The organism is Streptomyces sp. V3I8 (assembly GCF_030817535.1).
Classification (GTDB): domain Bacteria; phylum Actinomycetota; class Actinomycetes; order Streptomycetales; family Streptomycetaceae; genus Streptomyces.
Map to the genome: position 1 here is coordinate 6,109,410 of NZ_JAUSZL010000002.1, position 21,152 is coordinate 6,130,561.

17 protein-coding genes, 1 other RNA gene and 2 pseudogenes are annotated in these 21,152 nt (G+C 69.3%); 14 read left to right on the forward strand and 6 right to left on the reverse strand.

Translation table 11 applies throughout. From position 1 onward, the window contains the following. Positions 1–47 precede the first annotated feature (47 nt). Positions 48–1,022, forward strand: a complete 975-nt coding sequence (locus QFZ75_RS27110; protein ID WP_307540933.1) for a 3-oxoacyl-ACP reductase — start codon at positions 48–50, stop codon at positions 1,020–1,022. A gap of 119 nt (positions 1,023–1,141) precedes the next feature. On the opposite strand, the gene QFZ75_RS27115 is transcribed toward QFZ75_RS27110, so the two are convergent. Beyond that, positions 1,142–1,318 (reverse strand): hypothetical protein, encoded by a 177-nt coding sequence (locus QFZ75_RS27115; protein WP_307540934.1) that lies wholly within the window; start codon positions 1,316–1,318, stop codon positions 1,142–1,144. Between the two features lie 418 nt (positions 1,319–1,736). Beyond that, positions 1,737–3,041, reverse strand: a pseudogene (locus QFZ75_RS27120) (hypothetical protein); the annotation flags it as partial. A 242-nt stretch (positions 3,042–3,283) separates the two neighbouring features. On the opposite strand from QFZ75_RS27120, the gene QFZ75_RS27125 reads away from it, so the two are divergent. From QFZ75_RS27125 to QFZ75_RS27135, 3 genes and pseudogenes are all read left to right on the forward strand, one after another. Next, on the forward strand, positions 3,284–4,123 hold the full coding sequence (locus tag QFZ75_RS27125; protein ID WP_307540936.1) for a Nif3-like dinuclear metal center hexameric protein: 840 nt from the start codon (positions 3,284–3,286) through the stop codon (positions 4,121–4,123). After that, positions 4,120–4,863 carry a zinc ribbon domain-containing protein gene (locus QFZ75_RS27130; RefSeq protein ID WP_307544814.1) on the forward strand — a complete coding sequence of 248 codons (744 nt, stop codon included), beginning with the start codon at positions 4,120–4,122 and terminating at the stop codon, positions 4,861–4,863. The genes QFZ75_RS27125 and QFZ75_RS27130 overlap by 4 nt, the downstream gene beginning before the upstream one ends. Positions 4,864–5,056: 193 nt before the next feature. Then, positions 5,057–5,692: pseudogene (locus QFZ75_RS27135) on the forward strand (histidine phosphatase family protein); the annotation flags it as partial. 92 nt (positions 5,693–5,784) lie between these two features. On the opposite strand, the gene eda reads toward QFZ75_RS27135, so the two are convergent. Together eda and yaaA are read right to left on the reverse strand one after the other, a co-directional pair. After that, positions 5,785–6,444 (reverse strand): bifunctional 4-hydroxy-2-oxoglutarate aldolase/2-dehydro-3-deoxy-phosphogluconate aldolase, encoded by a 660-nt coding sequence (gene eda, locus QFZ75_RS27140; RefSeq protein WP_307540937.1) that lies wholly within the window; start codon positions 6,442–6,444, stop codon positions 5,785–5,787. Positions 6,445–6,529: 85 nt separating this feature from the next. Next, positions 6,530–7,324, reverse strand: coding sequence for a peroxide stress protein YaaA (gene yaaA / locus QFZ75_RS27145; protein ID WP_307540938.1), 795 nt, complete (start codon positions 7,322–7,324; stop codon positions 6,530–6,532). Between the two features lie 183 nt (positions 7,325–7,507). Here yaaA and rnpB point away from each other — a divergent pair. The 5 genes from rnpB (at position 7,508) to QFZ75_RS27170 (ending at position 12,644) form a co-directional block, all read left to right on the forward strand. After that, positions 7,508–7,912: RNase P RNA component class A (gene rnpB / locus QFZ75_RS27150), an RNA gene on the forward strand. A 543-nt stretch (positions 7,913–8,455) separates the two neighbouring features. Continuing rightward, a complete protein-coding gene (gene ddaH / locus QFZ75_RS27155; RefSeq protein ID WP_307540939.1) occupies positions 8,456–9,283 on the forward strand; it encodes a dimethylargininase in 828 nt (275 codons plus the stop codon). Between the two features lie 409 nt (positions 9,284–9,692). After that, positions 9,693–10,514, forward strand: coding sequence for a thioesterase II family protein (locus QFZ75_RS27160; protein ID WP_307540940.1), 822 nt, complete (start codon positions 9,693–9,695; stop codon positions 10,512–10,514). A gap of 256 nt (positions 10,515–10,770) precedes the next feature. Continuing rightward, entirely contained in the window at positions 10,771–11,781 is a 1,011-nt protein-coding gene (locus QFZ75_RS27165; RefSeq protein WP_307540941.1) for an ATP-binding cassette domain-containing protein, read from the forward strand. Between the two features lie 35 nt (positions 11,782–11,816). Continuing rightward, positions 11,817–12,644 carry an ABC transporter permease gene (locus QFZ75_RS27170; protein WP_307544816.1) on the forward strand — a complete coding sequence of 276 codons (828 nt, stop codon included), beginning with the start codon at positions 11,817–11,819 and terminating at the stop codon, positions 12,642–12,644. Between the two features lie 132 nt (positions 12,645–12,776). On the opposite strand, the gene QFZ75_RS27175 is transcribed toward QFZ75_RS27170, so the two are convergent. Beyond that, positions 12,777–13,994, reverse strand: coding sequence for a transposase (locus QFZ75_RS27175; RefSeq protein WP_307540942.1), 1,218 nt, complete (start codon positions 13,992–13,994; stop codon positions 12,777–12,779). Between the two features lie 661 nt (positions 13,995–14,655). Between QFZ75_RS27175 and QFZ75_RS27180 the strand changes: the two genes are divergently transcribed. Then, positions 14,656–15,330: an LmbU family transcriptional regulator gene (locus QFZ75_RS27180; RefSeq protein ID WP_307540944.1), complete on the forward strand. Its 675-nt coding sequence runs from the start codon at positions 14,656–14,658 to the stop codon at positions 15,328–15,330. Positions 15,331–15,418: 88 nt separating this feature from the next. Here the strand turns inward: QFZ75_RS27180 and QFZ75_RS27185 are convergent, their stop codons facing one another. Continuing rightward, positions 15,419–16,075: an FMN-binding negative transcriptional regulator gene (locus QFZ75_RS27185; protein WP_307540946.1), complete on the reverse strand. Its 657-nt coding sequence runs from the start codon at positions 16,073–16,075 to the stop codon at positions 15,419–15,421. A 391-nt stretch (positions 16,076–16,466) separates the two neighbouring features. Here QFZ75_RS27185 and QFZ75_RS27190 point away from each other — a divergent pair, with 391 nt between their 5' ends. From QFZ75_RS27190 to QFZ75_RS27205, 4 genes are all read left to right on the forward strand, one after another. Then, positions 16,467–17,786 carry a lysine N(6)-hydroxylase/L-ornithine N(5)-oxygenase family protein gene (locus QFZ75_RS27190; protein ID WP_307540947.1) on the forward strand — a complete coding sequence of 440 codons (1,320 nt, stop codon included), beginning with the start codon at positions 16,467–16,469 and terminating at the stop codon, positions 17,784–17,786. A gap of 383 nt (positions 17,787–18,169) precedes the next feature. Beyond that, positions 18,170–19,075: a glucose-1-phosphate thymidylyltransferase RfbA gene (rfbA, locus tag QFZ75_RS27195; protein WP_307540949.1), complete on the forward strand. Its 906-nt coding sequence runs from the start codon at positions 18,170–18,172 to the stop codon at positions 19,073–19,075. Continuing rightward, positions 19,075–20,058, forward strand: a complete 984-nt coding sequence (gene rfbB / locus QFZ75_RS27200; RefSeq protein WP_307540950.1) for a dTDP-glucose 4,6-dehydratase — start codon at positions 19,075–19,077, stop codon at positions 20,056–20,058. The genes rfbA and rfbB overlap by 1 nt, the downstream gene beginning before the upstream one ends. A 64-nt stretch (positions 20,059–20,122) precedes the next feature. Then, complete coding sequence (locus tag QFZ75_RS27205; protein ID WP_307540951.1) at positions 20,123–21,112, forward strand: Gfo/Idh/MocA family protein; 990 nt, start codon at positions 20,123–20,125, stop codon at positions 21,110–21,112. Positions 21,113–21,152 lie beyond the last annotated feature (40 nt).

Genomic DNA, 21,152 nt, shown 5'->3' on the forward strand with positions numbered 1-21,152 from the left:
CCGCGAAGCACCGCTCCTGCCGGCCGAGTTGAGTTGAAGGGACTTCGATGTCACTGCCACTTGAGGGACGGGCGGCGGTCGTGACGGGCGCGGGCCGCGGCCTCGGCCGGGCCGAGGCGCTGGAGCTCGCCCGGCTCGGCGCGGCCGTCGTCGTCAACGACTTCGGACAGTCCGGCCGGGACGGCTCGGGCGAGGCGTCGGCCGCGCCCGCCGAGGAGGTCGCCGCCGAGATCCGGGCGGCGGGCGGCCGGGCGGTCGCACACACCGGGGACGTGGCCGACCTGGAACAGGCCTGGCAGCTGGTCGAGTTGGCGGTCGCGGAGTTCGGACAGCTGGACGTCCTCGTCAACAACGCGGGCATCCTGCGCGACCGGATGGTCTTCTCGATGTCCGAGGACGAATGGGACTCCGTGATCCGGGTCCATCTGAAGGGCCACTTCAACACGACCCGCTTCGCGTCCGCGCACTGGCGGTCGCGGTCCAAGGCGGCGGGCGCGCCGGTGTACGGGCGGATCGTGAACACCAGCTCGGAGGCGTTCCTCGCGGGCTCCGCCGGGCAGCCCAACTACGCGGCCGCCAAGGGCGGGATCGTCGGTCTCACGACCTCCACGGCGCTGGCGCTCGCGAAGTACGGCGTCACGGCGAACGTGATCTGCCCGCGCGCCCGGACCCGTATGACGGCGGACGTGTTCGCGGGCGTGCCCGCAGGTGTCCGGGAGTCGCAGGGTGCCCGGACGGAGGGGGGCGCGGGGCGGCTGGATCCACTCGCTCCCGAGCATGTCGCTCCGCTCGTCGGCTACTTGGCCTCTCCGGCGGCCGCGGGCGTCAACGGGCAGCTGCTCGTCGTGCACGGCGGGATGGTCGCGGTCGTCGAACGTCCGCGGGTGGCGGCGAAGTTCGACACCCGACAGGGCGTCTTCACGTACGACGAGCTGGACGCGCTGCTCACGCCCCACTACGCGGACCGGCCGGCGGGAGAGACGTTCGCGGCGGCGGAGGTGCTGAGCCTCAAGCACGGCTGAAGCGGGCTTCGACCGCCCGCGCCAGTGGTGCGCCCGGTGAGTGCCCGATGCGCGGAACGGCCCCGCCCGACGGGTGTCGGGCGGGGCCGTTCCGCGGTCCGCTGCGGCCTGTGGTGCGGTCAGACGCCGGTGCCGTTCTGCTCGGCCGGCCTGCGGTGCCGGCCACGGGGGATCGCCCCGTCCTCCTGGGCGGCGACGGGCCCCCGATGCCGGCCGTGGCCGTCGTCGTCGCCGGCTTGCGCCGACGTCCCCCGTGGGTTGGTGGCCGTCATTTCCATGGTGTTCGTGTCACTCATCCGTATTCACCCCGTCAACAAGATCCTTCGGTACAGCGCCGGAGATTCTAACGGTCGCCCCTGCCCGCCCGGAGGGGCGGGAGGGGCTACTCGGGGGTCACTTCGAGGGGCTGGGGGCGGGGCTGGCGGAGGAGGCGCTTCCGGCGGTCGCCCAGAGGGTGCGGAGGGCCGCCGGCGCCTCGTCGCTCACGTGCTCGATGCGCAGGGGGTTCGCGGGGACAGGGCCGGTGTCCGTGCGGGTGCGGGTGTCGGTGTCGGCACCGGGACGGCGGTCAGGACGACGGCCGGGACCGTCGGAACCGTTGGAACTGTCGGGGCCGTCGGAACCGTCGGGGACCCAGGGCGGGGCCTCCCCGGAACCCCGCCCCCGGCCCATCCCCGCCTGGGCCAGCCGGCGTCCCGTGAACGCGTTCGCCATCACCCGGCCCGTCAGGGGGGCCTGCTGGAGCGGCACCGGACGGGTCACCGCAGGGTCCGGGGGACCCGTGACCGACGGTTCCCGCGGCGCTTCCCCCGACACCCCGACCGTATGATCCGGGCTCCCCGCAGCCGAGTCCCCGGCGCCCGGGCTCCCCGCACCCATGTGCCCCGCACCCGTGAGCCCTGGACCCGCGTCCCCCGGACCGGCGTCCCACGCCTCCATGGACGCCTCGACCCGTGCCACCCCGCACGGCACCTCCCGCGTCGCGTACGGCAGGTGGAGCACCCCGTCCCCGGTCCACCGGCCGCAACCGGTCAACCATCCCTCCGGCGCCGGAAACTGGTGGAGGTGGCGTTCCGCCGGCCGCCACACCCCGACCCAGCTGCCCGAGGCGCCGTCGATCCGCAGCGCGACCCCGCAGCTCTCCGGCGTCAGCATCAGCCCCGGCTGGATCGCGAACGGCGTGACCGTGCAGCCGGCCGGCCGCAGGCACTCGGGGAACCGGACCGGAAGCGTGCTCCCCAGCACACCCCAGCCGAGCCGCTCCCGCCCCGGCGAGGGCGCGTCCGAGCGGACCAGGAGCAGCCCGCTGTCGGCGTCCGCGAGCAGCAGCCGGTCGTTGCTCTCCTCCGCGATCTGCAGCAGCGGCGACAGCTCGCCCCCGCGCTGCAGATCGACCACCACCGTCTTGGTCCTGCCCTGCGACCGCCGGTCCAGCGCCAGCAGCCGGTCCCCGCCGCCCAGCCACACCCCGCCCGAGCAGTGGCCCGGGACCTCCGCGAGGTGCTCGGGCCCGAAGGCGCCGCCCGCCACCAGCCACACGGAGGTCGACAGGGGCCCCACGGCAAGGGCGTACGCGCGCAGGCCGTCCGGGGCGGGCGGCAGCAGCCGCAGCTCCGTCCCCGGATCGGGGCACTCCACGGCGCCGAGCGGGACCTCGCCCGTCCCGGGGCCCGTCGGGTACAGCAGGGAGAACGCGTGCCGCCCGTCGGTGAACCGGTGGATGAGCACCCGCCCGTCCGCCATCGGGAGCACCTCCGTGCCGGGCTCCTCCGGCTGGTTGCCGGGCAGGGGCACCGCGTACGGTTCGGGACCGTCCAGCGTCCAGCGCTCCGGGAACCAGGACTCGCCGCTGCGGGCCAGCCGGGCCGCGTAGGCCCCGTCGACGCTGATCACGCACCCTGCCGAGGCGGCCGACCCGTTCGCCCTCCCGTCGCCGCCCCCGCCCCCGCTTCCGCCGTCGTTCCCGTTCCCGTTGCCGTTCCCGGACGCCGCCGCGGGCTCGATCACACAGGCCGCCATCGTTCGGTCACCTCCGGCGACGAAACTAGTTTTCGCACGCACAGTCGTGGGACCCACAGGCAGCCGCTTCACACATAAGAGTGGCCGGCTTTCGATTCGCCGGTGGGAACGGGGACGCGTGTGCTGAGGGTGATGCGGGGTGCGCACGGTCCGGCCCGCCCGCGGGTGGGCCCGTGCCCCGGGCCAAGTGATCACCGGAGCGGCCGGTGGGACGGGGGCGCGAGGCAGGTAGCCTTTTGTACGTGCCCCGTCTGTCTGAAGCAACCGCCGCGCTCGACGCCCTCTGGCCTCCCGGGAGCGCGGAGGCGTGGGACGCGGTCGGGACGGTCTGCGGAGACCCCGACCAGGAGGTCTCCCGCGTCCTGTTCGCCGTCGACCCGGTCCAGGAGATCGTGGACGAGGCGGTGAAGCTGGGCGCGGACCTGCTGGTCACCCACCACCCGCTCTACCTGCGCGGTACGACGACGGTGGCGGCCTCGACCTTCAAGGGCCGCGTCGTGCACACCCTGATCAGGAACGACATCGCGCTGCACGTGGCCCACACGAACGCCGACCGCGCCGACCCGGGGGTGAGCGACGCCCTCGCCGGCGCGCTGGACCTGAGGGTCGTACGCCCGCTGGTGCCGGACCCCGCCGACCCCGAGGGCCGTCGGGGCCTCGGGCGGGTCTGCGAGCCGGACCGCCCGCTGACGGTCCGCGAGTTCGCCGCGCGTGCCGCCGAGCGGCTGCCCGCGACGGCACAGGGCATCCGGGTGGCGGGCGACCCGGATGCGCCGGTGCGGACCGTGGCGGTCAGCGGCGGCTCCGGCGACAGCCTGTTCGACGACGCACGCGCCGCGGGCGTGGACGCCTTCCTCACCGCGGACCTGCGCCACCATCCGGTGTCCGAGGCCCGTGCCCAGAGCCCCCTCGCGCTGCTCGACGCGGCGCACTGGGCCACCGAGTGGCCCTGGTGCGAGCTGGCCGCAGCCCAGCTCGACGAGATTTCCGACCGTCACGGCTGGGGCCTGCGGGTCCACGTCTCGAAGACGGTCACCGACCCGTGGAACTTCCACTCCCCTTCACCTGGAGCCCCCAACTGAACGCCGCGCCCGCCGACCAGATCCGACTTCTCGACGTCCAGTCCCTCGACGCCCGCCTGCAGCAGCTCGCGCACAAGCGGCGGTCGCTGCCGGAGCACGACGAGATCGAGTCGCTGACCAAGGACCTCACGCAGCTGCGCGACCTGCTCGTGGCCGCACAGACCGAGGAGAGCGACTGCTCCCGCGAGCAGACCAAGGCGGAGCAGGACGTCGACCAGGTGCGCCAGCGCGCCTCGCGCGACCAGCAGCGCCTGGACTCCGGTGCCGTCACGTCCTCCAAGGACCTGGAGAACCTCCAGCGCGAGATCACCTCGCTGGCCAAGCGGCAGGGTGACCTCGAGGACGTCGTCCTGGAGATCATGGAGCGCCGTGAGTCCGCGCAGGAGCGGGTCGCCGAGCTGACCGAGCGGGTCTCGTCCGTCCAGTCGAAGATCGACGACGCGACGGCCCGCCGGGACGCGGCCTTCGAGTCCTTCGACGGCGAGAGCGCGACCCTGACCAAGGAGCGCGAGGTCGTGGCCGCCTCCGTGCCCGCGGACCTCCTGAAGCTGTACGAGAAGCTCCGCGAGCAGCAGGGCGGCGTCGGCGCGGCCCGCCTCTACCAGCGCCGCTGCGAGGGCTGCCGCCTGGAGCTCAACATCACCGAGGTCAACGAGGTGAAGGCGGCGGCCCCCGACACGGTCCTGCGCTGCGAGAACTGCCGCCGCATCCTGATCCGCACATCGGAGTCGGGCCTGTAACCGGGCCCCCACCCGCGCCCCATCCACCCAGGGGCGCGGGGAACGGCGCGCTGAGCCACGGCGGACGGTCAGTGGTCAGACGACCGCGGGTCCCGCTCACCCAGGGGCGCGGGGAACTGCGCGCTCAGCCACGACCGGCCGTCAGCCGACAGACGGCCCTCACACCCACGGCGGCCCCGACATGACCGACCAGCCCCCGGACCTGGGCACCCCCACCACCTTCGTCCTCCTCCGCCACGGCGAAACCCCGCTCACCCCCGAGAAGCGCTTCTCGGGCAGCGGAGGAAGCGACCCGTCGCTCTCGGAGACGGGCCGCCACCAGGCGAAACGCGTCGCCGACGAACTGGCCGGACGCGGCACCGTACAGGCCGTCGTCACGTCCCCCCTGACCCGCTGCCGCGAAACCGCCGACATCGTGGCCGCCCGCCTGGGCCTGGACGTACAGACGGAAGCCGACCTCCGCGAAACCCACTTCGGCGCCTGGGAAGGCCTCACCTTCGCCGAGGTCCGCGACCGCCACCCCGCCGACATGAACGCCTGGCTGGCGTCCCCCGACGCCGAACCCACCGGCGGAGGCGAGAGCTTCGACGCGGTCGCCCACCGCGTGGCGGCGGCCCGCGACACGCTGCTCGCGGCCCACGCGGGCCGCACCGTACTGGTCGTCTCCCACGTCACGCCGATCAAGACCCTCATACGACTGGCCCTGGGCGCACCACCCGAGTCGCTGTTCCGCATGGAGCTGTCGGCGGCCTCGCTGTCGTCGGTGGCGTACTACGGGGACGGCAACGCGAGCGTGCGTTCGCTGAACGACACGGCTGCGCTGCGCTGAAGCCGGGCTGAGCCGCGGCGATGTCGGCTGCGGACTGGCGGGGGGCGGGCCGCGCAGTTCCCCGCGCCCCTTACGGGGACGGGGCTACGGGGCTACGGGGCGAGCCCCGCGGCCTCCCGCGCCAGCTTCTCCACCCGCGCCCAGTCCCCGTCCGCTATCGCATCGGCGGGGAGCATCCAACTCCCGCCCACGCACAGCACGTTGGGCAGCGCCAGATACTCCGGCGCGACCGCGGGGCCGATACCCCCCGTCGGGCAGAAGCGGGCCTGCGGAAGCGGCCCGCCCAGCGACTTCAGGTACGCCGTGCCACCGGCCGCCTCCGCCGGGAAGAACTTCATGTCGGTGACGCCCCGTTCCAGCAGCGCCACGACCTCCGAGGTCGTCGACACCCCCGGCAGGAACGGCACCCCGGACCCCTTCATCGCGTCGAGCAGCGCGTCCGTCCAGCCGGGACTGACGAGGAAACGCGCCCCGGCGGCCACGGAATCAGCGACCTGAGCAGGCGAGATGACCGTGCCGGCCCCGACCACCGCGTCCGGCACGGCGTCCGCGATCGCCCGGATCGCGTCGAGCGCCACGGGCGTCCGGAGCGTCACCTCGATCGCGGGCAGCCCGCCCGCGACGAGCGCCCGCGCCAGCGGAACGGCGTCGGAGACGTCCTCGACGACGACCACGGGCACGACGGGCGCGAGCTCGAGAACGGACGGAAGCGGCGACAAAGAAGCTGAGGGCGAGGACGGAGGCGAGACCATGCCCACATCCTGCCCGCGCCACGCACGCTCCGCAAAGCCCATTGCACATGCTGCAACAAGTGGGAAGACCGGCGCTCCCGCGCACTCAGTGCACCTCGTCCACCAGCACATCCAGCATCCGGACCTTGCCCGCACCCGCTGCCCCGGCGGCCGGCGCCGCCGCCTCCACCACGTACCCGAGATCCCGCAACGCCTCGATCAACTCCGCGGGCCCCGACGGCACGGCCCCGGACTCCATGAGGCTGCGTACGATGCGCCCCTTGGTCGCCTTGTTGAAGTGGCTGACGACCTTGCGGGTCGGCGCGTGCAGCACCCGTACGCTCGCCGTCCGCTCCGCGACCTCACCCTTCGGCTTCCACGCCGCCGCGTACGCCGAGGACCGCAGGTCCAGTACGAGCCCGCTCCCGGCCGCCTCCGGCAGCACCGCGGCCATCGGCGCCCGCCAGTGCGACCCCAGCGCCCCGAGCGCCGGCAGCCGCACCCCCATCGAGCAGCGGTACGAGGGAATCCGGTCCGTCACCCGGACCGCGCCCCAGAGCCCGGAGAAGACGAGCAGCGACCGCGCGGCCCGCCGCTTGGCCGCCGCATCGAGCGAGGCCAGGTCAAGGGCGTCGTACAGCACGCCCGTGTAGATCTCCCCGGCGGGCCGCGCCCCCGCGGTCCGCAGCTCCGTGTTCTTGGCGACCTCGCCGCGCAGCCCCTCGCTCAGCCCGAGCACCTCGCGCGCCTTCTCCTCGTCGGCCGCGCACAGCTCGACCAGCTCGTCCAGGACCGCCTGCCGCGCCCCGGCGAGCCCCGGCAGCGACAGCGACTCCGGCTTCAACGGCGCGCCCCGCCCGGAGGGAGCCTTTCCTTCGGACGGCGGCAACAACACGAGCACGGCGGTTCTCCCTGGAGCTTTCGGTACGGGGCTCTCGGCACGTACGCACGAAGAGCACCCGCCAGCCTACGGCGCACGCGACCCGCCCCGGGAACGGCGAAGGCACCGCCCACTCCGCGTCGTGACGCCGACACCGACGCCGACGGCGGGGCGAACGCCCGGTAGCATGGTCGGTACGGCAGACGAGCCGGGCGGACGGCCGCGTGGAGTCCCCTTCGGGGGCGCTTCCCGAGGAACGTCCGGGCTCCACAGGGCAGGGTGATGGCTAACGGCCACCCGGGGTGACCCGCGGGACAGTGCCACAGAAAACAGACCGCCGGGGACCTCGGTCCCCGGTAAGGGTGAAACGGTGGTGTAAGAGACCACCAGCGCCTGAGGTGACTCAGGCGGCTAGGTAAACCCCACCCGGAGCAAGGTCAAAAGGAGACACCCCGGTGTCTCTGCGCGGACGTTCGAGGGCTGCCCGCCCGAGTCCGTGGGTAGACCGCACGAGGCCGGCGGCAACGCCGGCCCTAGATGGATGGCCGTCTCCCCGGCCGCCGCGAGGCAGCCGGGCGACAGAACCCGGCGTACAGCCCGACTCGTCTGCCGCCACCTGCGGCCTTGCCTTCGAAAGGGTCTCCGGCCTGCCTCGGAACTCCTGTCGGTGCGCCGGCCCGGGGACTTCGCCGAGCGGCCCCACGCGCACACGGCGTGCAGCGGCACAGTGCCGCCTGCGAGGGCTTCGGTCAGGTCCAGCAGCCCTGAGGCCGTGCGCCGAGACGCCGGGTAGCGCGGCTCCGCGCCGCGGGCAGGGGCCCTTCTTCGTGTTCAGCCGCATGGACACCCAGCCCTCCCTTCGTCCGTGGCGGCAAGGCGGTCGACACCGGACACCGCCACGACACCGGATACCTCCAGGGGCGACGGCAGGATCGGTCGGCGAAAGGGAATCCGGTCAGAGCGCGACCACCGGCCGAGTCGCTCATTTCTTTATCGCCATGGCACCCGCGCATAACCCGTCCACAGGTGCAGGACTTTCACCCCGGCATGGATGCGCCCATTCCCGATCGTGCTCGCACTTCCTTACCGATTCTGCTTCAATGTTCCAAAATTTTCCGCAGACGAGACGGGATCAAGGTGGCAGACATAAATATGGAACGGTCGACGGAAAGTGCTCGTGCGGCATCGCCGCGGCGTTATCTGATGTGTCGCCCCACACACTTTGATGTCACGTATTCGATCAACCCGTGGATGGACCCGAGCAAGCCCACCTCGGCAGAGGTCGGGCTGGCCCAGTGGGAGGAGCTGCACGACACGTTCGTCGAACTCGGCCACGAGGTGCAGCTCATAGAGCCGGTGCCGGGACTGCCCGACATGGTGTTCGCCGCGAACGGTGCCATCGTCATAGACAACAAGGTGCTCGTCGCCCGCTTCCGGCATTCCCAGCGTGTCGACGAGTCGGCCGCCTACCTCGAGTGGTTCAGCCGTGGCGGCTGGTCGGAGGTTCGGCAGGCCGAGTACGTCAATGAGGGCGAAGGCGACTTCCTCTTCGCGGGTGGGGAGATCCTCGCCGGCAGCGGGTTCCGCTCCGACCTGCGGTCGCACGACGAGGTGAGCGAGTTCTTCGGCCGTCCCGTGGTGACCTTGACACTGGTCGATCCGCGGTTCTACCACCTCGACACGGCGTTGTCGGTGCTCGCGGACGGGGAGATCATGTACAACCGGGCGGCGTTCTCCCCGGAGAGCCAGTCGGTTCTGGCCGAGCGTTTCCCCGACGCGATCCTGGCTGACCGGGCCGACGCGGTCACCTTCGGCCTGAACGCCCTGTCGGACGGTCGGAACGTGATACTGCCGCAGCAGGCCGTGGGTCTCGCGGCGCAGTTGCGCGAGCGCGGCTATCACCCCGTCGGGGCCGACCTGACCGAGCTCCTGAAGGCGGGCGGCAGCGTCAAGTGCTGCACGCTCGAGCTGCGGGGCTAGGCGTGTTCCGGGCACCGGCCGAACGTGGCCGGGCCGTCCGGTTGTCCTGTTGACGGGACGGCCCCGCCGACTGGTCCGGCTGATCCTGCACAAAGCGCTTTCCGGTTCACCGGACATCCGTCGGAGGGTATATTCGGGCGCAGCCGGAATCAGAAACCGGAAATGCGGGAGCGTGTGCGGTCAGTGCTTGCCGGTCGGAAATTCGGTCGGCACCGGACAATCAGTCGAATATATCGGGTGATTGCTGTGTCGTTCGTATTTCAGGCGCACCTTCCGGGTCGTTCTGTCGACCCGGAAGGTTCTCCCGAAGGCCAATATTTTAGCGATTTCGGCAGCCTACCGAGCGCGCCGGCGAGTAATACGCGCAGAGCCCTCCGCGATCGTGCCCCGGAACACGGAGGAAGAAGCGATGAAGAGCATGCGCCGCCACGACGCCGTGCGCAGCAGCTGGATACGCCAGTTCCACGAACCGCGAGACGACGGTCGTCTGACGGTGATCTGCTTTCCGCACGCCGGAGGATCCGCGTCGGCCTACTTCTCCCTGTCGGAGGCGCTGTCCGCCACGGCCGATGTGCTGATCGTGCAGTATCCCGGCAGGCAGGACCGTCTGGACGAACCCCCTCTGGAGGATCTGCTGGAGATGGCGGACCGCGCCACCGAGGCTCTGGAACCCTGGCGGGACAGGCCGGTAGCCCTTTTCGGGCACAGCATGGGATCCGCCCTGGCTTACGAGGTCGCGCTGCGGATGGAACGGCGACCGGGCAGCGACCTGTCGGGTCTGATCGTCTCGGGCCGTGCGGCGCCGTCCGTCCGCCAGGACCGCGGCCTCCACCGGCTGGACGACGAGGGCATCACCAAGCGCATGGTGGAGCTCGCGGGGACACCGCCGGCCCTGCTGGCCGACAAGGAGCTTCTGGCGACGGTCATCCCGCCCCTGCGCGCCGACTTCAAGGCAGTGGAGACGTACCAGGGACTCCCGGGCGACAAGGTCGGTTGCCCCATCAGCGGTTACTGCGGGGAGCAGGACACGGACGTGCCGCGCGACGGATTCCTCAAGTGGCGCGAACACACGACGGCGCAGTGCACGACCAGGTTCTTCGACGGCGGTCACTTCTATCTCCAGTCACAGGTGCCTGAGGTGGCCCGGACCATCTCGCGGGACCTGGCGGCCTTCTCCCTCGCGTACCGCGGTGAGGAACCGCTTTCCGCGGCCGGTCGACGCAGCGTGTGAGGCGAGCGGCCGGCCCGGCCCGGCGGAAGGATCCGGTCGACGCTTTCCGTGCCCGGGACGTCGGGGAACCGCGGGGGAGACGATGGGATCCGGACGTCGCACGGGGAACTGACCGAAACCGCCCTCTCGCGGCTTGACGCGATGTATCGCGTTTCCCTAATCTCGCATCGCTGCTCAATCGGCCCTTCGGGTAAGGGCGTCAGCGATTCCGACGACCACTCATGCCCGAAACCACTCGTACTTGGGGAGATCCTTCATGCCAGATGCCATCTACGCCGAAGGCCTGGTGAAGCACTTTGGCGACGTGCGGGCCGTGGACGGCGTCGACCTAGCTGTCCCCAGTGGGTCCGTGCTCGGCCTGCTCGGCCCCAACGGCGCCGGCAAGACCACGGTCGTTCGCATGCTGACCACCCTGCTGAAGCCCGACGCCGGGCACGCGAGGGTGGCCGGGTTCGACGTGGTCAGGAATCCGAACGATGTGCGGCGAAACATCGGCCTGTCGGGGCAGTTCGCCGCGGTCGACGACTACCTGACCGGCCGTGAGAATCTGCAGATGGTGGGCCAGCTCTACCAGCTCAGCAGGCGTGACGCGAAGGCCCGGGCCGGAGTGCTCCTGGAGCGGTTCGACCTCGGCGACGCCGCCGATCGCACCGCCAAGACGTACTCGGGCGGCATGCGGCGCAGGCTCGACCTCGCCGCGGCACTGATCGTCCAGCCGAGCGTGATGGTCATGGACGAACCGACCACGGGGCTGGACCCGCGCAACCGGCAGGCGCTGTGGGATGTGATCCAGGAGCTGGTCAAGGGCGGCACGACACTGCTGCTGACCACGCAGTACCTGGAGGAGGCCGACCACCTCGCGCATGACATCTGCGTCGTGAACAACGGACTCGTGATCGCCCGCGGCACCGCCGACCAGCTGAAGGCGCGGAGTGGCCACGAGCGGGTCGAGGTGGTCGTGCACGGGCGGGAGGACATCGGGGCCGCCAGTGCGGTCCTCGAGACCCACGGCCACGGTGAGGTCACGGTCGAGGAGCACACGCGCAAGCTCACCGTGCCGATCACCGGCGGTGCCCGGCTGCTTGCCGACATCATCCGCAGCCTGGACGAGCTGGACATCACGATCGACGACATCGGATTGCGCCGCCCGACTCTGGACGACGTGTTCATGGCGCTCACCGGTCACGTCGCCGAGGCGACCGGGCCCGCCGACGCGGGGGAGAACGCCCGGACCGAGGACCTGACCACGAAGGAGATGGCGAAGTGACCACCCCCACCGTCCCGACCACCCCGACCGCCCCGGTGCCCGCGCCGCCGCGCGCCAGGGACGGTTTCGGACAGTCCGTCCGTGACTCGATCGTCATCGCCAAGACCAACCTGCTCCGACTGACGCGGGTCCCCGAGGTCGTCATCTTCACGATGATCCAGCCGGTCATCTTCGTCGTGATGTTCTCGTACGTGTTCGGCGGGTCCATGAGCGTCGGCGGGACCGCGGCCCCCAGCGTCTATCGCGAGTTCCTGATGGTCGGCATCTTCGCCCAGACCGTCGTCTTCGCCACCGTGACCTCCAGTGGTGCCATCGCCCACGACATGAGCAAGGGACTCATCGACCGGTTCCGGTCGCTGCCGATGGCGCGCGGCGCGGTGCTCAGCGGCCGGACGTTCGCCGACCTGGTGCTGATGACGTTCACCGTGATCGTGCTGGCGATCGTCGGGGCACTGGTCGGCTGGCGCTTCCACGAAGGCGTACCCAAGGCGCTGGCGGCCTTCGGCCTGGTCGTTCTGCTCGGGTACGCGTTCACCTGGGTCGGCGCGCTGATCGGTGTGTCGGTCCGTAGCCCCGAAGCCGCGTCCTCCGCGCCGATGCTCTGGATCCTTCCGGTCACGTTCATCTCCAACGCCTTCGTGGACCCCGGACAGATGACACCCTGGCTGCGGCACGTGGCTGACTGGAACCCCTTCAGCGCCACCGTGCAGGCCGGCCGGGAGCTGTTCGGCAACCCGGGTGTCCGGACGTCGGACGCCTGGCCGATGGAGAACGCGGTGCTCGCCTCGCTGATCTACTCGGTCGTCATCATCGTCGTCTGCCGCACCCTCGCCGTGCGCAAGTACCGGAATTCCACTTCGTAGCCGAGCTGCCGGAACACCGCCTGCGGCTCGGCTCGCCCCCCGCTGTGCGCGCCGTGTCACCGTCGCACCCGGCTCCGGTCCTCGCGCCGGCATCCGTACCGCTGCCCTGGACCCGCGTTCCCCCGCCGGTGTTCAGGGCAGCACGCATGGGGTGGGCACACCGGCGCACGGATCCCGCGGACTGCTCGGCGGAGGGCTGAAAGAAGCATCGAGGCGCCGGTACGCGTAAGCGGAGGAGACAAGGGCCATGTGGCGGTGCCAGCCGGGAAAGGAGCGGCCCTCGAAGTCGCCGAGGCCGAAGTCGCGCTTCATGATGCCGATGGAGGTGGTGACACTCGTTCTCAGCGTGGACAGGGACATGACCTCGTCGAGGGGCCGGTCGGTGAGGTTGGTGATCCAGACGGGGCCGGAGCGGTGGTCCTGGGTCACTTCGGCCAGGAGGCGAAAGGGGACATCGGGCCCGGCGGTTCGGCCACCGGGCAGGCGGATCAGCGCGGACCGGACCTGTGCGCGCCGCTGCTGGCCGCCCTCCGAGGTGACCACCACGTCGTGGGTGGTGGAGGCGGAGGCCACGCACTCGGCGGCACTGAGGAGCACCCGGGTGGGCGGAGCGCCCTCGCCGGTGGGATGGACCCTCAGATGCGGGGGCAGCGTGACGACGAAATCGCGCTCTCGCCGGCTGAGCCCACGCACGAACGGGTCCGCGTCGGGAGTGCCGCTCATGTCGGCCACGAGAGGAACGGAAGGGCAAACCGTGCGGTCGGCCAAGGTGTCGACGAGATCGAGCATCTGAGCTCCCAGCGGGCGGTACTCCACCGCTTCCGGGACGCGTGCGCGCCGGCGCAGCTGCTCGTCCTTCGTCCACATCGCGGGCAGATGCAGCCGCCACTCGACGGGTACCTGCACCGATCCTATGGAGACGAACGCGCCAATTCCCAATTGGCAGTTGAGGGTGCGCTCAGAGATCGGGTCGAAGTAGCGGTGCACGCCGACCGACTGCTCACCCGACTTGGGTATGACCACGCGTTGGATCGTCCACGCGGAGGCGGGTCTGCACGCCTCGGCCCAGCGGGTGAGGTTGCGCATGACCGAATCCCAGTCCCATGGGCTGGTGGAGACGAACTGGCGAAGCGACTGGGCGGCAGTGGGCGAGGTGGACACGCAGAGGGCCAGGCGCCGCACGGACTTGTTCCCCGGCGTGATGAGCAGTCCCGACAAGTAGGCCCGCGCCCACCTTCGTTGGTCGGCCCGTCTCATACCGCTGAAGATTTCGTCGGAAAAGGCGACCAAGTCTGAGTCGAGGTCGGCAAGGGTCCGCTGTTCACTCGCGGCTGCGCCGAGCCTGGTCATGGTGCAATTCCCCTTACGGCCGATCGGTGCACGGTCACCAGAGTCGAAGCACGAATCGTGATGCGACGCAACCGACGAGCAGGACTTGGCTGAAATGCATCGCGTCGGGCGGGTGTGCTTCATCCCTGAAGCCATGAGGGCGCGTATCAGTCAAGCACTACCGGCTCTGACGGCCCCCGAAGCCGATGAAATCCTGCCACCTCCGAACCGGAACCGCACCCCCTACTTGCGAGTTATCGACGTTCCGGTCCGGTGAAGCGGCCTATCGGGGACGCTCGTGCCGTGCTCGGCCGCGCTGCGGAAGCCGACTGTCCGTTTGGTGTGGCTTGATGGCTGGATGGGGAAATTGCGGAATAGCTGAGGTTGTCGAGCGCCGTAACGATTCGGCGTTATTTCTCATTGTATGGGCCGCGTTAGCTCCGTCCGAACGGAACGCGATCTTCCTGTTTTGGTGTGGGAGTTCCCAGCGGGGGTACGTACTGCGAACTTCAACAAGTACGTGCAGTCAGAGCAACGCGCTTGATATCGACATTACCTTGAGTTTTACTCGACTCTGACGGCTCAGGCGGTCGCAACGCCTGGTGCTCGTCAACGTGAAGTACCGCATCGACAGCCGCGTACTTGCGGAAATCAAGTCGAGGTGAACGGGGGATAATTCGTCATGTCGAAAACCGACGCAACGAAGTCTGTGCTGTTCCGAAAGAGAGCGGAATCCGTCCCGAGGCAGGGCGGTGGCGTCAATGAAGTCGGACAACCCGCTCAGGTCCTCACCACGAAAGTAGGTCTGCAGTTACCTGCTGGACTCACCTTTGAGAACTGGGAGTCGGCGGGACGTCAGCTCTCCGGAATCGTCAACTCGACCTCCTGGTGGCTCGGTGACTGGCTGGTGTACGGGAAGGACCACTACAGCGACCGGTACGAGCGAGGAGTTCGTGCGGCCGGCCTTCAGTACCAGACGCTGCGGAATTACGCCTGGGTGTCCCGTCGGTTCCCCATGGACCGGCGACGAGCCGCGCTGAGTTTTCAACACCACGCCGAGCTGGCTTCCCGGCCGGTCGAGGAGCAGGAGCGGTGGCTCGATCAGGCCGAGCAGCAGGGCTGGAGCACCAAGCAGTTGCGCCGGGCCATGCGCGTCGCGCGCGGGGAAGAGGCGCGGGAGACACTGCAGGCCGATCTGACAAGGCGGCTCGCCGTACCTGACAACCGTCTTCAGTGGTGGCACAAGGCGGCGACGCAGTCCGGGGTCGAACTCGAGCAGTGGGTTCTCGCCACGCTCGACCACGCGGCTGGACAGGTCCTGGAAGAACTGCAGGAGCAGGCCAGCGTCAGTGCCTGATGCGCCGGAGTGACGCAGAACCGCGGGGCCCGTCTCCCTTCGGAGTCCGGGTCCTGCGGTTCTGCCGGGTCTGGGGCGGGCGGGAAGCTCAGGGACCTGTGTGTGGCAGCCGGCTCATCAGCTCCGCGGTCTCGCGGTGCCGGGTGCACTCGCGCCCGCCGAACGACTTCTGCACGCGGTCGCGGACCTCGGTGGGCTGCTCCTGGCTGAGCTTGAACATGCCCTCGGCCCCGGTCACCGTCACCCGGAACGCGCCGACGGCCGGGACGATCTTGCGGAAGTAGTCGACCGACTCCGATTGGTCCCAGCCGTCCCCGAACCGTGCCTCGAAGGTCAGCGCAGTGGCCTGTACGACGTCGAGCGTCTCCTCGAGGGAATCGATTTTCTCCACCACGCCGCGCACGTGTACCGACGTGAAGTTCCACGTCGGCGCGGCCGGCGTCACCTCGTACACCGCCGGCGAGACATATGCATGCGGTCCGGTGAAAGAAAGCAGAATGACGTCTTCGGTCTCCAGGGCCCGCCAATGAGGATTGGCTCTGTTCATGTGTCCCAGCAGAGTGGCCCCTGTCAGGTCGTCCGGCCATTTGTCGGCCGCTTGGGGATCGGGGATGACAGGAAGATGCGTGGCATAGGGCCCGTCGTCGGCGCTGCCGTTGATCACCGCAAGTGCCAACGGATTTTCGCGGATCAGATCGGCCATCCACGAGCTGTCCGGCTCGCGGTAGTGGCTGGGAACGAACACTTGGAAATCACACCCCTCGTTGGTTTAGTGGTCATGACGCGGATCCAAGTCGCCGAAGACTACCGGCAGATTGTGTGCGGCGAGCACGGCATCAAAGCCTATTCCTGTCCTGTCGCCAGGACAGCCGGTGCTTCAGAGGCACTATGGTGGGGTCTCTTGCAATGGCTTTCCCCGGGCATCTATGTTGGCCTCGCGATGGTCTCCAGTGCAACACTGAACGGGTGACTTTCAGGTCGCCGGTCGCGATATTCCGCGGGCATTCGAGACCTGATCAAAAATGATCTCGACGCGAGTAGATAGAATTTCCGGTCGGGATTTCCTGGACTACCGCAATTTGCCCATCGAAGATGTGGAAGTCCCTGTCGCGCGAGGCTAGCGGGAGAAAAATTCTATGGGTACCAGTGCACAACAGATATACGACGTGGTCGGCATCGGCTTCGGCCCGTCCAACCTGTCACTCGCCATCGCTCTGGAGGAGCACCGGGCCAACTCCTCCGCGCACCCGGTCACCGCCGCGTTCTTCGAGCGCCAGCCCGCGTTCGGCTGGCACCGCAACATGCTGTTGCCGTCGACGACGATGCAGGTGTCCTTCCTGAAGGACCTGGCCACCTTCCGTAACCCGGTTTCCCGGTTCAGTTTCGTCTCGTATCTGCACGCCACCGGTCGGCTGGCGAAATTCGTCAACACCCAGACGTTCTTCCCGACACGGCACCAATTCCATCAGTACCTCGAGTGGGCGGAGTCGAGTCTCGCGGACCGCGTCTCGTACAACGCGTCGGTCACGCGGATCGGACTGCCGCCGGAGGGCGTTTCCGGGGCATCCCCGTACGTACAGGTGGAAGTGGAGAACGGGGACGGATCAGGCACCCGGCTGGTCAACGCGCGCAACGTGGCCATCTCGACAGGGCTCGTGCCGAGGCTGCCGGAAGGCGTGGAGCGCGATGAACGCGTGTGGCACAGCTCGGAGTTCCTGGAGAGGTTCCGGCGGATGGCCCCCGACGAGCTGAGGAGGGTGGCGGTGGTCGGCGCCGGCCAGAGCGCGGCCGAGATCACCAGGTTCCTGTACGACAGCCTCCCGCATGCCCAGGTCTCCGCGATCATCCCGTCCTACGGGTACTCCGTCGCCGACGACACTCCCTTCGCCAACCAGGTGTTCGACGCCGGTGCCGTCGACGACTACTACTTCGGCACGGCCCGTACCCGCGAAGCCTTCTGGCACTATCACAAGAACACGAACTACTCCGTGGTCGACGACGAGGTCATCAGGGACCTGCACCGACGGGCGTACGACGAGGAGGTGAGCGGCGTCAAGCGCCTTCACTTCCTGAACCTGACCAGGGTCGACGAAGTCAAGCGGGTCGGCCACGAGACACGCGTCTCGATGGAGTCGCTGCTCGACAGCGGTTCGCAGGAACTCGACGTGGACGCGCTCGTCTTCGCGAGCGGCTACGACGCCATGGAGCCGAGCGGGCTCCTCGGCGACCTCGACCGGTACTGCCTGCGTGATGCGGCGGGCCGGCACCAGGTGGAGCGCGACTACCGACTCGTCACCACACCGGAGCTGCCCTGCGGCATCTATCTCCAGGGCGGCACCGAGCACACGCACGGACTCAGCTCGTCGCTGCTCTCGAACATCGCGGTGCGCAGCGGTGAGATAGCCGACTCCATCGTCGGAGCACGCGTCCGGAGCGAATTGGCGACGGCGCCGTAGCCGAGCGCTGATCCGCCCGAGCAGTGAGAGCGCCCCCTACCGGTAAGGGGGTGCCACATGTGTGCGCTTTACCGATTCCTGGTGAAGGACGGACACCTGTGCAGGGACTGTCTGCCGCCGAACTCCGTGCAGGGTGAAACCGTTCGGTGGCAGTCGGTGAGAGTACCGCACGGCGGTATCCGGTCGGTTGCACAGAGTTGCGAAATCCTGCTGTTTTCCGCTGGAAGTGATCCGGTTTTGACTCACTCAAGACCAGCTTTGGACGGGCGGCCGAAGATTGGCTGATCCCAGTGGTCTGTGACAATTGGAGGAGACGTGGTCCACCCGATGTTCCGGGCGGTGCGCCGAACGGCCGCATGCCCCTCTCGTACGGTGTCAATCCGGTGAAGGGCGTAGTTCTGGCGGGCGGGAACGGGACACGACTGCAGCCCCTCACCCTCGTGGGCTCCAAACAGCTCGCCCCGGTCTACGACAAACCCATGATCTATTACCCGCTGTCCATGCTCATGCTCGCGGGAATTGACGACGTCCTCATCATCGCGCGCCCCACAGAGATCGATCTGTTCCGGAAGCTGTTCGGAGACGGCAACAGACTGGGTATGCGCATCGACTATGCGGTCCAGGAACAGCCGCGGGGCATCGCCGATGCCTTCCGGGTCGGGGCCGACCACATCAAGGGCGAGGAGTGCGCCCTCATCCTGGGCGACAACCTCTTCCACGGCGCGAAGCTGCCCACCATGCTGCGAAAGGCGGCAAGGGACCTGCGAGGCTGTGTGCTCTTCGGCCACCAGGTCGCCGAGCCGCAGCACTTCGGCGTCGCCGAGATCGACGCGAAGGGCCAGCTCATCTCCATCGAGGAGAAGCCGGAGCACCCGCGCTCGAACCTCGCGATTCCGGGGCTCTACTTCTTCGACCACACCGTGAACGACATCGCGCGGAACCTGCAGCCCTCCGCACGCGGCGAACTGGAGATCACGGACGTCCTGACGTCGTATCTGGCGGAGGGCCGCGCCGACCTGGTCTGGCTGGGCAGGGGCGTCACCTGGCTGGACACCGGGACGCACGAATCCCTGCTGGACGCCGGCCGGTTCGTCCGGGACATGCAGCACCACCAGGGAATGAGCATCGGCTGTGTCGAGGAGATCGCCATGCTCATGGACTTCATCAGTGCGGAGGAGTGCTACGAACTCGGCGCCGCGATGGATACGTCGCCCTACGGCCAGTACGTCATGGCGACCGCCCGCGAGTACCGCCTGAACCCGGGATTCGCCAACTTCCTGGAGGACTGATGCATCTCCTGGTCACCGGCGCCGCCGGTTTCATCGGGTCCCAGTACGCACGCATGCTGCTCGCGCCCGACCGCGTGGAGACGGCGGCAGACGTCTCCCACGTCACCGTGCTCGACAAGCTCACCTACGCCGGCCGGCTCGACAACCTCGACCTCACCGACCCCCGGCTGACCTTCGTCCAGGGCGACATCTGCGACCCCGAGGTCGTCGACCGGGTCATGGCCCGGGCCGACCAGGTGGTCCACTTCGCCGCGGAATCCCATGTGGACCGTTCCATCGCCGGCGCGGACGCGTTCGTACACACCAACGTGAGCGGAACCCAGACGCTCCTCGACGCCGCGCTGCGCCACGCCGTCGACCGTTTCGTGCACGTGTCCACCGACGAGGTCTACGGATCCATCGCGACCGGCTCCTTCACCGAGACGGACATCCTGAGCCCCAACTCACCGTATGCGGCGTCCAAGGCATCCTCCGATCTCATCGCCCTCTCCTACCACCGCACACACGGCCTGGACGTCCGGGTCACCCGTTGCTGCAACAACTACGGCCCCCGGCAGTTCCCCGAGAAGGTCATTCCGCTGTTCGTCACGCGCCTGCTCGACGCCGGCGAGGTACCGCTGTACGGCGACGGCGAGAACGTACGCGACTGGCTGCACGTCGAGGACCACTGCCGCGGCGTGGACCTGGTGCGCGCCGGCGGCACCGCCGGTGAGATCTACAACATCAGCGGCGGCACCGAGCTGACCAACCTCGAACTGACCGGACTGCTGCTCAAGGCGTGCGGCAGCAGCTGGGACCAGGTGCGCCACGTGGAGGACCGCAAGGGCCACGACCGGCGCTACTCGGTCGACGACAACAAGGCCCGCACCGAACTCGGCTACCGTCCTCGGCGGGACTTCGAAGCCGGTCTCGCCGAGACGGTCGCCTGGTACCGGGACAACCGCGCCTGGTGGGAACCGCCCGGCCGCGGCGCCACGACATGACCGAGCGGCCCACTCGGACCCACCAGGGCTGACCTCATCGAACCAGTGTTCCTCAGGAGGATCTGTGGCACCACCACGCCCGCTGCGCTTCGGCGTCCTGGGCTGCGCGGACATCGCGTGGCGCCGTACCCTCCCGGCCATGGTCGCGGCGCCCGACGTCGAGGTGGCCGCCGTCGCCAGCCGGGACCTGGACAAGGCGGCCCGCTTCGCCGCCGCGTTCGGCTGTGCGTCGGTGTCGGGGTACGAGGCGCTCCTCGCATCCCCCGACATCGACGCCGTCTACCTGCCGCTGCCGGCGATGCTGCATGCGAAGTGGGTCGGGAAGGCGTTGCGCGCGGGAAAGCACGTCCTGGCCGAGAAGCCGCTGACCGGGGACGCGGAGAGCACCGGACAACTGCTGCGGCTCGCCGACTCGCTGGGGCTGGTGCTCCTGGAGAACGTCGCCTTCCCGCATCACGCACAGCATGCCCGGGTGGGAAAACTGATCGCCGACGGCGCCATCGGTGACGTACGGGACTTCACGAGTGTGTTCACGATTCCGCCGCTGCCCGAGAACGACATCCGCCACCGGCCGGATGTCGGCGGTGGCGCCCTGCTGGACATGGGCATCTACCCGCTCCACGTGGCCCTCCACCACCTCGGATCCGACATCGAGGTGGTCCACGCCGTGCTGCGGGTCCGCGCCCGAACCGGCGCTGTGGTGTCCGGTCGGATCCTCGCGTGCACGCCCGGCGGAGTGACAGCCGACCTGTTCTTCGGAATGGAGCACTCCTACCGGACGAGCTGCGAGTTCGCGGGGACCCGCGGGCGGCTTCGGCTCGACCGCCCGTTCACGCCGTCGCCGACGTTCCAGCCGGTGGTGCGCATCGATCGGCAGGATCACCACGAGGAGATCACGCTCCGCGCCGATGACCAGTTCTCCAACGTCGTCCGGTATTTCGCCGCGGCGGTCCGCAAGGGGGAGGACACGGCCGACCGGACGGCGGCGAGCCTGCGCCAGGCTCAGCTCGTCGGGGATGTCGAGCGGGCGGCGATGCGGATCGAGATCCCGTAGCCGCGACTCGCCGCGTGCACCACGCACTGTGGCCGGGCCC